Source organism: Halorubrum rutilum, from assembly GCF_042665015.1.
In the GTDB taxonomy this organism is placed as follows: domain Archaea; phylum Halobacteriota; class Halobacteria; order Halobacteriales; family Haloferacaceae; genus Halorubrum; species Halorubrum rutilum.
The window spans coordinates 184,248-197,723 of record NZ_JBHTBL010000001.1 but is presented as its reverse complement, the minus strand read 5'-3'; the positions used below and the strand labels follow the sequence as shown (position 1 = coordinate 197,723).

The 13,476-nt window shown below is 72.4% G+C and carries 12 protein-coding genes; 8 read left to right on the top strand and 4 right to left on the bottom strand.

Going from position 1 to position 13,476, the window contains the following annotated elements:
* Nucleotides 1-24: 24 nt before the first annotated feature.
* On the bottom strand, nt 25-1,092 hold the full coding sequence (locus ACFQMF_RS01025; RefSeq protein WP_256407260.1) for a phosphotransferase family protein: 1,068 nt from the start codon (nt 1,090-1,092) through the stop codon (nt 25-27).
* A 170-nt stretch (nt 1,093-1,262) separates the two neighbouring features.
* On the opposite strand from ACFQMF_RS01025, the gene ACFQMF_RS01020 reads away from it, so the two are divergent.
* Nucleotides 1,263-2,483 carry an acyl-CoA dehydrogenase family protein gene (locus ACFQMF_RS01020; RefSeq protein ID WP_256407259.1) on the top strand — a complete coding sequence of 407 codons (1,221 nt, stop codon included), beginning with the start codon at nt 1,263-1,265 and terminating at the stop codon, nt 2,481-2,483.
* A gap of 42 nt (nt 2,484-2,525) precedes the next feature.
* On the opposite strand, the gene ACFQMF_RS01015 is transcribed toward ACFQMF_RS01020, so the two are convergent.
* On the bottom strand, nt 2,526-3,053 hold the full coding sequence (locus ACFQMF_RS01015) for a winged helix-turn-helix domain-containing protein (RefSeq protein ID WP_256407258.1): 528 nt from the start codon (nt 3,051-3,053) through the stop codon (nt 2,526-2,528).
* Between the two features lie 85 nt (nt 3,054-3,138).
* On the opposite strand from ACFQMF_RS01015, the gene ACFQMF_RS01010 reads away from it, so the two are divergent.
* From ACFQMF_RS01010 to ACFQMF_RS00995, 4 genes are all read left to right on the top strand, one after another.
* A complete protein-coding gene (locus ACFQMF_RS01010; protein WP_256407257.1) occupies nt 3,139-4,440 on the top strand; it encodes an alanyl-tRNA editing protein in 1,302 nt (433 codons plus the stop codon).
* A complete protein-coding gene (locus ACFQMF_RS01005; protein WP_256407256.1) occupies nt 4,437-5,444 on the top strand; it encodes an AIR synthase family protein in 1,008 nt (335 codons plus the stop codon). Before ACFQMF_RS01010 ends, ACFQMF_RS01005 begins: the two co-directional genes overlap by 4 nt.
* 94 nt (nt 5,445-5,538) lie before the next feature.
* Nucleotides 5,539-6,747, top strand: a complete 1,209-nt coding sequence (locus ACFQMF_RS01000) for an acyl-CoA dehydrogenase family protein (RefSeq protein WP_256407255.1) — start codon at nt 5,539-5,541, stop codon at nt 6,745-6,747.
* Complete coding sequence (locus tag ACFQMF_RS00995; RefSeq protein ID WP_256407254.1) at nt 6,744-7,394, top strand: HAD family hydrolase; 651 nt, start codon at nt 6,744-6,746, stop codon at nt 7,392-7,394. The genes ACFQMF_RS01000 and ACFQMF_RS00995 overlap by 4 nt, the downstream gene beginning before the upstream one ends.
* On the opposite strand, the gene ACFQMF_RS00990 is transcribed toward ACFQMF_RS00995, so the two are convergent.
* Complete coding sequence (locus ACFQMF_RS00990) at nt 7,391-7,720, bottom strand: DUF5822 domain-containing protein (RefSeq protein WP_256407253.1); 330 nt, start codon at nt 7,718-7,720, stop codon at nt 7,391-7,393. The two genes, ACFQMF_RS00995 and ACFQMF_RS00990, sit on opposite strands and share 4 nt — an antisense overlap.
* 173 nt (nt 7,721-7,893) lie before the next feature.
* On the opposite strand from ACFQMF_RS00990, the gene panB reads away from it, so the two are divergent.
* The 3 genes from panB (at nt 7,894) to ACFQMF_RS00975 (ending at nt 12,368) form a co-directional block, all read left to right on the top strand.
* Complete coding sequence (gene panB / locus ACFQMF_RS00985) at nt 7,894-8,700, top strand: 3-methyl-2-oxobutanoate hydroxymethyltransferase (RefSeq protein ID WP_256407252.1); 807 nt, start codon at nt 7,894-7,896, stop codon at nt 8,698-8,700.
* Nucleotides 8,701-9,235: 535 nt separating this feature from the next.
* The gene (locus tag ACFQMF_RS00980) at nt 9,236-11,287 is read left to right on the top strand and encodes a DUF460 domain-containing protein (RefSeq protein WP_256407251.1); all 2,052 of its coding nucleotides are present in this window, start codon (nt 9,236-9,238) and stop codon (nt 11,285-11,287) included.
* A 94-nt stretch (nt 11,288-11,381) separates the two neighbouring features.
* Nucleotides 11,382-12,368 (top strand): tyrosine--tRNA ligase, encoded by a 987-nt coding sequence (locus tag ACFQMF_RS00975; RefSeq protein WP_256407250.1) that lies wholly within the window; start codon nt 11,382-11,384, stop codon nt 12,366-12,368.
* 22 nt (nt 12,369-12,390) lie between these two features.
* On the opposite strand, the gene ACFQMF_RS00970 is transcribed toward ACFQMF_RS00975, so the two are convergent.
* Nucleotides 12,391-13,155 carry a topoisomerase DNA-binding C4 zinc finger domain-containing protein gene (locus tag ACFQMF_RS00970; RefSeq protein WP_256407249.1) on the bottom strand — a complete coding sequence of 255 codons (765 nt, stop codon included), beginning with the start codon at nt 13,153-13,155 and terminating at the stop codon, nt 12,391-12,393.
* Nucleotides 13,156-13,476: the final 321 nt, after the last annotated feature.

Here is a 13,476-nt window from a genome sequence, read left to right as displayed (position 1 = left end):
GCCGTCGACGGCCCCGCTGAGGGCCTACAGCCGCTCCGTCTCGCCCTCGACGTACGCCAGGGTGCGCGCCGCGAGCGCGGGCACCTGCGTCTCCATCTTCGGGTACAGCGGGTCGTCGCTGTCGTCGTTCAGGTGCCGCGCGAGGAACATCTCGCCGAGCGCCGCCATCTTGTAGGCCGCGAGCGTCCGATAGAACCGCTCGTGGGCGAACGCGCGGCCCGTCGCGGTCTCGTAGCGCTCGATCAGCGCCGCGCGGGTCGGGTACCCCTCCCGGGCGGTGAACGTCGACATCAGGTCGGGCATCGGCGGCTCCGGGTCGCCCTCGTCGTGCCAGAACAGCAGCAGCCAGCCGAGGTCGGCGAGCGGGTCGCCGAGCGTCGACAGCTCCCAGTCGAAGACGGCGACGACTTCCGGCGGCGTCCCGGGGCCGTACATCACGTTGTCGAGCTTGAAGTCGCCGTGGACGAGCGTCTCGGCGTGGTCGTCCGGGACGTTGTCGGCGAGCCACTCGCCGACGGCGACCAGGTCTGGGACCTCCCTGACGACCTCGGTCGTCTCGAACGCCCAGTCGAGCTGGCCGGTCCAGCGCTCGACCTGTCGGGCCGTGTACCCCGCGGGGCGGCCGAACTCGCCGAGGCCGACCGCCTCGTAGTCGACCGCGTGGATCGCGGCGAGGGTGTCGACGAGCTCGGTCCCGATCCGCTCGCGGGCGGCGGGGTCGGCGAAGCGCTCCGGCTCCGTCTCCCTGAGCACGTCGCCCTCGGCGCGCTCCATCAGGTAGAAGTCGCTGCCGAGGACCGCGTGGTCGTCGCAGGCCCGCAGGGCCTCGGGGACCGGGACCGCGGTGTCGCCGAGCGCGTCGACGACGCGGTGCTCTCGGAGCACGTCGTGGGCCGTGTCGGCCGTCTCGCCGGGGGGCGGTCGCCTGACCACCAGCTCCCGGTCGCCCCACGTGACGAACAGCGTCTCGTTGGAGTGCCCCTCGGCGTGCCGCTCGACCGCGAACGCGTCCGCCGGCCCGAACTCGGCGGTCAGGTACGCCCCGAGCGCGTCGTCGTCGACCAGCCGGTCGAGGTAGTCGGCGTCCGTCATGGCCGGGGGTCCTCCCCCCGCGACGGAGCCGAACGAAGTTCGCTCTTTCCGGCGTATTTGACTAACATTGTAAATCTATCTGGGATACAAGAGCGGTTAGGCTCGGGATTTATAGCCTTTTGGGCGCGCGTTGCCGGAACTACTATTTACATTGCTAAACAAGCGACACCATGGAGTACGACGACATCGGTCGCGGGCCGGAGATCGCCGCGGCCGTCAGGGAGTTCGTCGACGAGACGGTGTTGCCGGTCGAGCGCGAGTGGCTCGGGCGGGGGCCGATCCCGCCGGCGGAGGTCGAGGCGCTGCGCGACGCCGCGCGCGACGCGGGGGTCTACGCCCCGCAGGTCGACGAGGAGTACGGGGGGCTCGGGCTCGGCTTCCGCGAGATGCTCCCGGTGTTCGAGGAGGCGGGCCGGAGCCTGCTCGGACCGACCGCGCTCCGGTGTGCGGCGCCCGACGAGGGCAACATGCACACGCTGGAGATCGCGGCCACGGACGAGCAGAAGGAGCGGTGGCTCCGCCCGCTGGCGGCCGGCGAGATCGACTCGGGGTTCGCGATGACCGAGCCGATGCAGGGCGGGGGGTCGGACCCGAAGATGCTCGGCACGACGGCCGAGAAGGACGGCGACGAGTGGGTGATAAACGGCCACAAGTGGTGGACGACCGGGGGCGTCGAGGCGGAGCTGCTGCTGGTCTTCGCCCGTACCGATCGGGAGGCGCACCCGTACGCCGGCTGTTCGGTCATCCTCGTGCCCGCCGACGCCGACGGCGTCGAGGTCGTCCGGAACATCCCGCACCTCGGCGAGGGGCTGGTCGGGACGACCCACGCCGAGATCCGGTTCGATAACGTTCGGGTCCCGGTCGAGAACACGCTCGGCGAGGAGAACGAGGGGTTCACCCTCGTCCAGCGGCGGCTCGGGCCGGCCCGGCTCACCCACTGTATGCGGTACGCCGGGATGGCCGACCGCGCGCTCGACATCGCGACCGCCTACCTCTCGGAGCGGGAGGGGTTCGGCGAGCCGCTCTCGGAGAAGCAGGGCCCCCGGTTCCGGATCGCCGACCGCCGCACCGAGCTCCACGCCGCCCGCACGATGGTCAGGCACGCCGCCGGGCGGATCGCCGACGGCCACGAGGCGCGGATCGAGGTGGCGATGGCGAAGACGTTCGCCGCGAACGTCGTCCAGGAGGCGATCGACGACGCGCTCCAGTTCTGCGGCGGCAACGGGATCGCGTACGACCTGCCGATCGCGCGCTTCCACGAGAACGTCCGGCAGTTCCGGCTCGTCGACGGCGCCGACGAGGTCCACCGCCGGTCGATCGCGCGGGACGCCTTCGCGGACCCGCCGACCGAGGAGCTGGCGTCGGTCACGCGGTTCGGCGAGTTCGACTGAGCCGGCGGTCGAGGGCGGCGGTCGCCCCCTGTTCCCCCGACGTCACTCGTCGTCGCCGTCCGCTTGGAACACCTCGAACAGCTCTGGGTCGGTCCCGAACTTGAGGACGTTCGTCACGACGGAGTTGCGGAGGTTGTTGACGAGCTCGCCGTACTCCTTGTAGAACTCGTGGATCCACTTCGACTCCTGCTCCCGGTCCTCGAACATCATGATCGTCTTCCACTGGTAGTCGCCGTCCGAGAGGAAGTACATGAACGTGTGGCGGCTCGACCGGACGTGTTCGAGCGCGTCACGCCAGTGCTCGTCGAACCCCTCGGGGTTGAACTGGAACTCGAACAGCGAGAAGAAGAGGTGCTCCTCGTTGGGGACCAGCGCCTCGCGGAACACGCCGTCGTCGCGCATTCGGCGGATCGACTCGTTGACCGTGACGTGGGAGACGTCGATGTCGTGCTCCTCGGCGAGGAGGTCGCGGAGCCCGCGGGAGGTGAGCTGGGGGTCCCGCGCGAGCTCCTGTAGGATGATCGCGTCCCGCTCGGAGAGGTTCCAGTCGGCGATCGGTTTCTCGGGCATGCGTTCCGTGAGGATGGAGGCGTCACGGTAATCAGTATTTGGACGGGCGGACACCTATTTACCCGACCGCCACCACGGGCCGGCAATGACTGCGTCACGCGCGCCGGCGGAGCCCGAGGTCAGGGCGTTCGAGGCGACGGTGGAGTCGGTCGACGGCCGCGAGGTCGTCCTGAGCGAGACGTTCTTCTACGCCGAGTCGGGCGGCCAGCCGGCGGACCGGGGAACGATAGACGGCGTCCTCCTCGACGACGTGACCGAGCGCGACGGCCGGGTCGTCCACGTGCTGAGCGAGGCGCCCCCGGAGTCCGTCGCGGTCGGCGAGACGGTCTCGGCGGTCGTCGACGACGCGTTCCGGACGTACTGCGCCCGGGCGCACACCGCCTCGCACGTGCTGTACGGCGCCGCGCGCCGGACCTGCGAGGAGCTGGGCTACGCCGGCTTCGACATCTCGGCGGAGAAGGTCCGGGTCGACCTGACGACGGCCGAGCCCCTCGACGACGCGGACCTCGTCGAGTTGGAGCGGCTCGCCAACCGCGCCGTGTGGGACTCGCTGCCCGTCTCGTGGGAGACGCTCCCGGAGGCGGAGGCCCGCGCGGTGCCGGGGATCGCGTTCAACACGAAGACCGAGGAGGGCGCGATGAGCGGGGGCGAGGCGGTCCGCGTCGTGACGGTCGGCGGGCGCGACGAGGCCGACGCTGACCGGGAGTCCGACGCCGCGTCGGCGTGGGACGTCGCCGCCTGCGGCGGCACGCACGTCCGGAACACGCGCGAGATCGGGCCGATATCGGTGCTCGACCGGTCGAACCCCGGCGAGGGGGTGACCCGCGTCGAGTTCGCGGTCGGGCCGACCGCGATCGACCACGACGCCGCGGTCCACGCGGCCGCGCTCGACGCCGCGACGAGCCTCGACGCGCGGGTCGGCGACCTCCCCGACGCCGTCGACCGTCTCCGCGACGAGGTCGACCGGCTGGAGGGCGAGCTCAGGGCGGCCCGCGCCGACCTGCTGACCGCCCGGCTCGCCGAGTTCCCGACGGTCGAGGTCGACGGGGCGACGTGGGCCGTCGGCACGGTCGACGACGCCGACCCGAACGACCTGCGCGAGCCGGCGGAGGCGCTCCTCGCGGGCGACGGGGACGTGACCGACGGCGACGCCCCCGACGCGGTCGCGGCGGTCGGCACCGGCAGCGCGCCGTTCGTGGTCGCGGCGGTCGCGGAGGGGGCCGCCGGCGGGGACGGCCCGGGCGGCGGGGGCCCCGATGCCGGCGCGGTCGTGGACGCGGTCACCGACGAGTTCGGCGGCGGCGGGGGCGGCGGACCGACGTTCGCGCAGGGGGGCGGGCTCGACGCCGACCCGGAGGCGGTCGCCGCCTGGTTGCGCGACCGATGACCGGCAAGCTCGGACCCGAGGCGCTCGCCGAGGTGCTCGCGGCGACCGGGGCCGACGACGCCGCGGTCGAGGCGGGGCCCGCCTACGGCGAGGACGCGGCCGCGATCGACCTGACCGGCGCGGAGCCGACGCTCGTCGTCGCCGCGGACCCGCTGTCGCTGGCGGCCGACGCCGTGGGCGAGCTGGCGGTCCACGTCGCCTGCAACGACGTGGCCGCGAGCGGCGCGGACCCGCGCTGGCTCACGCACACGCTCTTCCTGCCCGACGGCGACCCGGACCGCCTCCGGACCGTCGCGGAGCAGGTGGACGCGACGGCGGCGGGGCTCGGGGTCGCGGTCGTCGGCGGCCACACCGAGGTGCTGCCGTCGCTGGAGCGCCCGCTCTGCTCGATGACCGCGCTCGGGACCACGGAACGGTTCGTGTCGAGCGGGGACGCCGAGCCGGGCGACCGGATCCTCCTCACGAAGGGCGCCGGGATCGAGGCGACCGCGATCCTCGCGACGGACTTCCGCGAGCGGTGCGCCGATGCGGGCGTGCCGGCCGCGACGCTCGACTCCGCCGCCGCGTTCCTCGACGAGGTGAGCGTCGTCCCCGACGCGGCCGCGGTCCGCGACGCCGCGAGCGCCATGCACGACCCGACCGAGGGGGGCCTACTGACCGCGCTCGTCGAGACCGCGAGCGCGAGCGGGGCGGTCCTCGCGGTCGAGCGCGACCGGGTCCCGGTCCGGCCCGAAACGGAGGCCTGCTGCGCGGCGGTCGGCGTCGACCCGCTGGCGACGTTCGGCTCCGGCGCGCTGCTGGCGGCGGTGCCCCCGGAGCGCGTCGGCGAGGCGACCGACGCGCTTGACGCCGCCGGGATCGGCGTCGGCGAGATCGGCGAGGTGCGGGCGCCGGGCGGCGGGGACGGCGAGGACGGCGAGACCCCCGAGGCGGGCACCGTCCTCCTCGACGGCGACCGGATCGAGGAGCCGCCGCGCGACGAGCTCTACCCGCTCTGGGACTGACGCGTGGGTCGCGGCCCGCGCCGGGACTCACCGCGGTCTCGCCTCCCCACCCCGATCGCTCACCTTTTTTCCGCGCGCGCTCGAACTCCGAGCCATGACTGGCGCACGCGTCGGCTCGTCGCTCACCGACGAGCAGGAGGCGATCCGGGAGCTCGTCCGGGAGTTCGCGGTCGAGGAGCTCCGGCCCGGGGCCGGCGAGGCCGACGAGACGGAGACGTTCCCGGAGGACGCCTGGGACGGGCTCGCGGAGCTCGGGCTGACCGGGCTGACGACGCCCGAGGCGCACGGCGGCTTCGACGCCGACGAGACGACCTACGCGGTCGTCAACGAGGAGCTGGCGTACGGCCACCTCGCGGTCGCGACCGCGCTCTCCGTCCACTGTCTCGCGACCTCCTGCATCGCGGAGTTCGGGAACGAGGCCCAGCGGGAGCGCTGGCTCCCGGAGATGGCGGCGGCGGGGCGCCCGGTCGGGATGTTCTGTCTCTCCGAGCCGCACGCCGGGTCGAACCCGGCGGAGATGTCGACGACCGCGGAGTACGACGCCGAGGCCGACGAGTACGTCCTGAACGGCGAGAAGCAGTGGATCACGAACGGGGAACGGGGCGGCGTCGCCGTCGTCTTCGCGAAGGCCGTCCGCCCCGACGCGGAGGAGGCGGCCGAGAGCGACCCGGCGGCGGACGACGGCGACGGCCGCGGGTCGATCACCCAGTTCCTCGTCCCGGCCGACGCCGAGGGGTTCGAGGTCGGGAAGAAGGAGGAGAAGCTCGGGCTCCGCGCCTCGGACACGACCGGGATCAGCCTCGACGGCTGTCGGATCCCCGCGGAGAACCGGCTCACCGAGGAGGGAGAGGGGCTCTCGGCCGCGTTCCGGAGCCTGACCGGCGGCCGGATCGGGATCGCGGCGCAGGCGGTCGGGGTCGCGCAGGCCGCGCTCGACGAGGCGAAGTCGTACGCCGCCGAGCGCGAGCAGTTCGGCGAGCCGATCGCCGAGATTCAGACGATCCGGCACAAGCTCGCGGAGATGGCGACGGACGTCTCCGCGGCCCGCCTGCTCGTCCGCGAGGCGTGCCGGCAGGCCGAGGCGGGCGAGGACAACCGCGTCGCGGCCTCGAAGGCGAAGTACCGCGCCAGCGAGGCGGCGATGTCGGTGACCAACGAGGCCGTCCAGATCCACGGCGGCTACGGCTACACGACCGACTTCGACGTCGAGCGCCTCTACCGCGACGCGAAGATCACGGAGATCTACGAGGGGACCACGGAGATCCAGAAGACGATCATCGCGCGGGGGGTGGTGGGCGAATGACGAGCGAGCCCGGGGCGGACGGCGCCGCTCCGACCGCCGACGGCGCCGCCCCGACCGCCGACGGCGCCGTCGCGGAGGGGGTCTCCGGCGGCCTCGCGGGCTACGACGCGGTCGTCTACGACCTCGACGGGACCCTCGTCGACCTCGCGGTCGACTGGGACGCGGTCGCGGCGTCGGTCCTCGACGTGTACGCCGAGCACGCCGTCAAGCCGCCGACCGACGAGCTGTGGGACCTCATGGAGGCGGCCGGCGAGTACGGGATCGGCGAGCCGGTCGAGGAGGCGATCGCGCTCCACGAGCGGGCCGGCGCGCGCGACTCGACGCTGCTCGCGCTCGGCGAGCGACTGGCCGAGGGGGCCGGCGATCGGCCTGGCACGCCGCCGGCCGGCGTCTGCTCGCTCAACTGCGAGGAGGCGTGCCGGATCGCCGTGGAGACTCACGGGCTCGGCGACGCGCTCGATCCGGACGCGATCGTCGGCCGCGACACCGTCGGGTCGCACAAGCCGGACCCGGAGTCGCTGCTCGCTGCGGTCGACAGGCTCGGCGCGGCGCCCGAGGACGCCCTCTTCGTCGGCGACTCGCGGCGCGACGCGGAGGCGGCGGAACGCGCCGGGGTCGCGTTCGCGTGGGCGGCGGACTTGGTCTAGCTCTCGGCGTCGGTCGCGCGGTCGCTCTCGGCTGGTTCGGCGTCGTCGCCTTCGCTGGCCTCGGCGCCGTCATCGTCCGTCTCCACCCCGCCGTCCCCGGCGTCGGTGCGGCGCGCGTAGAGCGCGACGCCGACGGCGGTGATGAACCAGATCGGCGCGCCGACGCGGACCGCGAACGCGGCGCGGGCCCCCCACGAGTCGAGCGTGACGAACGCGGAGAGGACCGCGACGACCGGGGCGCCGACGACGATGGTGAGCACGAACGTCGTCTGCATCACCCAGCCGTAGTCGATCCCCTCGAACTCGGCCCGCTCGACAGGTTGCACGCCCTCTCCTCGGGCGCCGAGGGGCAAATCGGTGGCGGTCGCGCGGCGGGCGCGAAGCGGGACGGAACAGGGGCGGGACGCGAATCGGGGTGGGGCGGGGAGGGGGCGAGGGGAGAGCGGGGCCGGCCGCCGAATCCCGGCGATTTTAACCGGTCGCGGGGGCGTGTTCCGGTATGACCACGACGCGGGGACTCCGGGACCGCGAGGCGCCGATCACGATGCTGACCGCGTACGACGCCCCCACCGCGGCGGTCGTCGACGAGGCCGGGATCGACGTGATCCTCGTGGGCGACAGCATGGGGAACACCGCCTTGGGCTACGACTCCACGCTCCCCGTCACGCTCGACGAGGTCGCGAGCCGGACCGCGGCGGTCGCCCGCGCGGCCGAGGACGCCCTCGTCGTCGCCGACATGCCGTTCCTCTCGTTCGGCGTCGAGCCGGCGGAGTCCGTCCGCAACGCCGGCCGACTGCTGAAGGAGGCGAGCGCCGACGCGGTGAAGATCGAGAGCGGCCCCCACACCGTCGAGATGACGCGACGGATGACCGACGTGGGGATCCCCGTGATGGCGCACCTCGGCTTGACCCCCCAGCACGTCAACCGGCTGGGCGGGTACACCAGACAGGGGACCGACCGAGACGCCGCCGAGGAGATAATCGATCTCGCGGGCGCGCACGCCGACGCCGGCGCGTTCGCGCTCGTCTTGGAGCACGTCCCGGCGAACCTCGCTGGCGCCGTCACGGAGGCGCTGGAGATCCCGACGATCGGCATCGGCGCGGGCCCCGACTGCGACGGGCAGGTGCTCGTGATCAACGACGTGGTGGGGCTCGGCGAATGGTCGCCCCCGTTCTCCCGGCGGTTCGGCGACGTGCGGAGCGAGATGTTCGACGCCGTTGAGGCGTACCGGGAGGCCGTCGAGAGCGACGAGTTCCCGGCCGACGAGCACTCGCACGTGGAGGAGGGGCTTGAAGATCTGTACTGAGTCGGATATTTATACGTGAGTGCCGGCGCTGTGGAGCAGACATCCAAAGCCCCAGCCGCCCGGTAGTACGTAATCGGGGACTCCGCGGTGAACTCCTCCGAAGCCCCAGCCGGGAGGGCGCCGCACGCTCGCTGCGCTCCTTAGTCGCTCGTTTCACTCGCTCCTTGCGGTGCTTGCGTCGCCTGCTGCGCCCTCCCGGCTGCCCCTTTGAGTCCCGCCCCGCACCGCTCCGCACAGCACCTCACACCTCCCCAGCCTCGCGGTTCGCGCTCTTCGAGCGCTCACCGCGTCCCTCGCGCGTGCTCCTCACGCCCTACGGGCGTTCGGAGGCACGCGCCACCGCGCCGCTCGTTTATAAATAACTGCTGCTGCCACTCGCGGTTATTTAAATACCGTATCGTCACTGTCGATCTGCTTCACCCGCTCTCCCTATTGGTCGAAAGTCAGAGCCCCCCAGAACTACGGAGCCTGATCCCGCGGCGAAACCGCCGCACCCGGCGTGGGGTATATAGGCGCGAACGGCATACGTGAACCCGTGACAGCCCGGACCATCCGCGCCCGCGACCGGCCGGTGTTCGGCGTCGACGTGCACAGCGGCGACGTCCGCGGCGACGACCCCTCCTACGCCCTCGTCATCCTGGACCCTGTCGACGAGGACGACCCGGACGCGCCCGACGCCGACGGACCGATGGCGCGGGTGACCCGCGACGTGGTGTCGTTCCGGAAGCTCTGCCGGCTGATCGACGACCGCGAACCCCTCTACGTCGCCACCGACAACGCCTACGAGCTGGCGGCGGACAAGGGCGAACTCGTGGGGTTCCTCCGGTCGCTGCCCGACGGCACCCGGCTCGTGCAGGTGACCGGCGCGGAGCGCCCGGAGCCGCTCTCGCGGGTCGCCTCCCGCCACGGGATCCCGTACGGCAAGAAGCCGATGAAGGAGGCGGAGGCGTCGGCCCGGCTGGCCGCGGCCAACGTCGGCCACGAGGTGACCGCGTTCACCGACGAGACGACGGTGAAGGTGTCGCGCGGCCGCTCGACCGGGAAGGGCGGCTGGAGCCAGGACCGCTACACGCGACGGATCCACGGTAACGTCCGGAAGCGGACCCGGCAGGTCCAGTCGGAGCTGAAGGCGGCGAACCTCGACTTCGAACGCGACGTGACCGAGAAGTACGGCGGCTACGCGAACGCGACGTTCACGGTCGAGGCGCGCCCCGAGGAGATTCCGGTGTCGAACTCGCGGGCCGGCGACGTCCGCGTCGAGGTCGAGCGCGAGCGCCGCGACGGGATCGAGTACGAGCCGCTCGTGCAGCGCCGCGACCGGGTGATCGTCGGGATCGATCCGGGGACGACCACCGCGGCGGCCGTCGTCGGACTCGACGGCACCGTTCACGCCCTGTACTCCTCGCGGACCGCCGACACCGCCGACGTGACCGAGTGGATCATCGAGCAGGGCCGCCCGATCATCGTCGCCGCCGACGTGGAGCCGATGCCGGAGACCGTCGAGAAGTTCCGGCGGTCGTTCGACGCCGCCGGGTGGCGACCGACCACGGACCTCCCCGTCGACGAGAAGCTCCACCGGACCCGCGAGGCGAGCTACGACAACGACCACGAGCGCGACGCGCTGGCGGCGGCGCTGTACGCCTACGACGACCACGAGGACCAGTTCGAGCGGGTCGCGGCGAAGACCCCGCCTCGGCTCGACCGCGGGGCGGTGATCGCGGGTGTCGTCGCCGGCGACGCCTCGGTGGAGTCGGTCATCGCCGACCTCAGCGAGGACGACGGGAGCAGCGACGGAAGCGGCGACGCCGACGCGGACGAGACGGACCCCACCGAGCCCGAGCGCACAGAGGAGGAGGAGACGATCCGCCGGCTCCGCGAGCGGGTCGAGCGGCTGGAGTCGCACGCGGAGTCGCTGGAAGCGGACCTCGCCGAGCGCGACGAGCGGATCGAAGAGCTGGAGGGGGAGCTGGAGGAGGCGAAGCGCGAGGAGCGCATCGAGGCGCGCTCCCGCCGCGCCGTCTCCCGGCTCGAACGCGAGACCGACCGGCTGGAGCGCGAGCGCGACGAGGCGCGCGAGACCGTCGCGGAGCTGGAGACCAAGGTGGAGACGCTGAAGGAGCTGTGGCGGCTCGACCACTCCAACTTCGACGACGTGGCCGCGGACCGGGGGCTCGTCAGCGTGAAGGCGGTCGAGCAGTTCACGCTCGACGCGTTAGCGGCCGCCGACGAGGCGTACGGGCTCGTCGCCGGCGACGTGGTCTACCTCCGGGACGCCTCCGGGGCCGGCCGCCGGACCGCCGAGCGGCTGGCCGAGACCGATCCGCGGGCGGTGATCCGCGACGGGAACCTCTCGGACGTCGCCGACCGGGTCCTCTTCGACCACGACGTGCCGGTCGTCCCGGCCGACGCGGTCCCCGTCCGCGAGGTCGACGAGCTGGCGGTCGCGGGCGAGGCGGAGCTGGAGGCCGCGATCGACGACTGGGAGACGCGGGCGGAGCGGCGGCGGAAGGCGGAGAAGCAGGAGCACCTCGACCGGATCATCTCGGAGCACCGGGCGGGGCGGACGCTGCCCGAGACCGAGGAATAGCGGTCGGCTGGCGACCCAGCCGGGCGGAATCGCCCTCGCCACCCGCCCGCACGCTTCCAGAAGTCATATGTCCGACAACCGCACAATCGGGAGTATGGACGCTTACGAGCGGATCACCCGGAACGCGGCCGAGGTGGTCACCGAAGAGGAGATCGAGGCGCTGGCCGACGACCCCGACGGGAAGCGGGCGTACGTCGGCTACGAGCCCTCGGGGGTCCTCCACATCGGGCACATGCTCACCGCGAACAAGCTCATCGACCTCCAAGAGGCCGGGTTCGAGGTGACGGTGCTGCTCGCCGACGTGCACGCCTACCTCAACGACAAGGGGTCGTTCGAGGAGATCCGCCACACCGCCGAGCGCATGCGCGACCAGTTCATCGCGTACGGGCTCGACGAGTCGAACACGCAGTTCGTGCTCGGCTCGGACTTCCAGCTCGACGACGACTACACCCTCGACCTCCACGCCCTCGAACTGGAGACGACGCTCGCGCGGGCCGAGCGCGCGATGGCCGAGATCACCTCCGGCGACTCGGTGAAGGTGTCGCAGGCGGTGTACCCGCTGATGCAGGCGCTCGATATCCCGTACCTCGGCGTCGACCTCGCGGTCGGCGGGATGGAGCAGCGGAAAGTCCACATGCTCGCGCGCGACGTGCTCCCGAGCATCGACCGCGAGCCGCCGACGAGCCTCCACACCCCGCTCATCGCCGACCTGGGCACCGGCCGCGGGAAGATGTCCTCCAGCGCGGGCGTCACGATCTCGATGGAGGACTCCCGCGACGACATCGAGTCGAAGGTGAACGACGCGTACTGCCCGCCGACCGCCGACCCCGAGCCGACCGACGACGGCGTCGAGCGCGAGAACCCCGTCCTCCAGGTGTTCGAGTACCACGTCTTCCCGCGGTTCGAGACCGTCCGCGTCGAGCGGCCGGCGGAGTACGGCGGCGACCTGGAGTACGACGGGTACGACGCCCTCGAGGCCGACCTGGAGTCCGGCGAGCTCCACCCCGCCGACGCGAAGGGCGCGCTCGCGGAGTACCTCGACCGGCTCATCGCGCCGGGACGCGAGCAGCTGGCGGAGTAGGCGGCTTCGACCGCGTTTCGGATCACTCCCCCGCCGTCTCGCCCGCCGCGCGTCCCCCGCGCTCGCAGGTCCCGTCGAGGCAGTCGCGACCGGTCGCCGTCTCGAATACCGCGAGCCCGCAGTCGCACTCGTCGACGACGACGCCGGAGGGGATCGAGAACGTCGTCTCGCAGTCGGGGTGGTTCTCGCAGCCGAGGTAGACGCGGCCTGGCGCCGACTTCACGAGCAGTTCGCCGCCGCAGTCGGGGCAGTCCCAGACGCGGTCGAACCGGTCGCTGACGGCCTCTTCCATCGGGTCGCAGGCGGGATCGAGACAGAGGTGGAACGGCTCGCCGCGCTCGACCCGGATCTTCGGCAGGCCGCAGTCGTCACAGACCCCGTCGGTGACGCTCGCGCCGGCCGGGAGCCCCCACCGCTCCTCGCAGTCGAGACAGACCACGTCGCCGCGCGACCGCACGAGCGGCCCGCCGTCTTCGGGGCAGGTACCGACCGGGATCCCGGCCTCCGTGACCGGCAGCGCGCGGGCGGCGGTCGCCTCCTCGGCGACGACCCGCAGCCGCCGGGTGCCGTCGCGGGCGGTGACGGAGAAGCCGTCGCCGTCGCGCTCGACGACGACCGAGTCGGGCCGGGTGAGCCACGCGACCGGCTGGTAGCCGTCGGCGTCGTGGACGAGGGTGGTGTCGTCGGGCTTGATCAGGACGACGACGCGCCCCCGGTGCGTCCGGGAGCGGTCGCCGCGCTCGGTCACTCGGCAGTCGCCGGCGAACACGCGGAGTCGTTCTGGCATACGACGGGTGGCCGCGGTATGGGTGAAAAGCGGTCGTTGCGGGGATTTATGAGGGATATAGAGCGGGTGTCGCGAGTGATCGATATGGGGTATCTCTCGTTGCTAGCGCGGTGAATGGGGCCGGAGCTCCGGTCGACCGCTTCCGGGTGACCGACAGCGGATCGACTATGAACACCGCCAAAGCCCCAGCCGCTCGGTCGTACGTGATCGGAACCCCTGCGGTGAACACCTCAAAAGCCCCAGCCGGGAGGCGAGCGCACGCTCGCTGCGCTCCTCGTCACTCGCTCCGCTCGTTCCTGCGGTGCTTACATCACCTGCGCC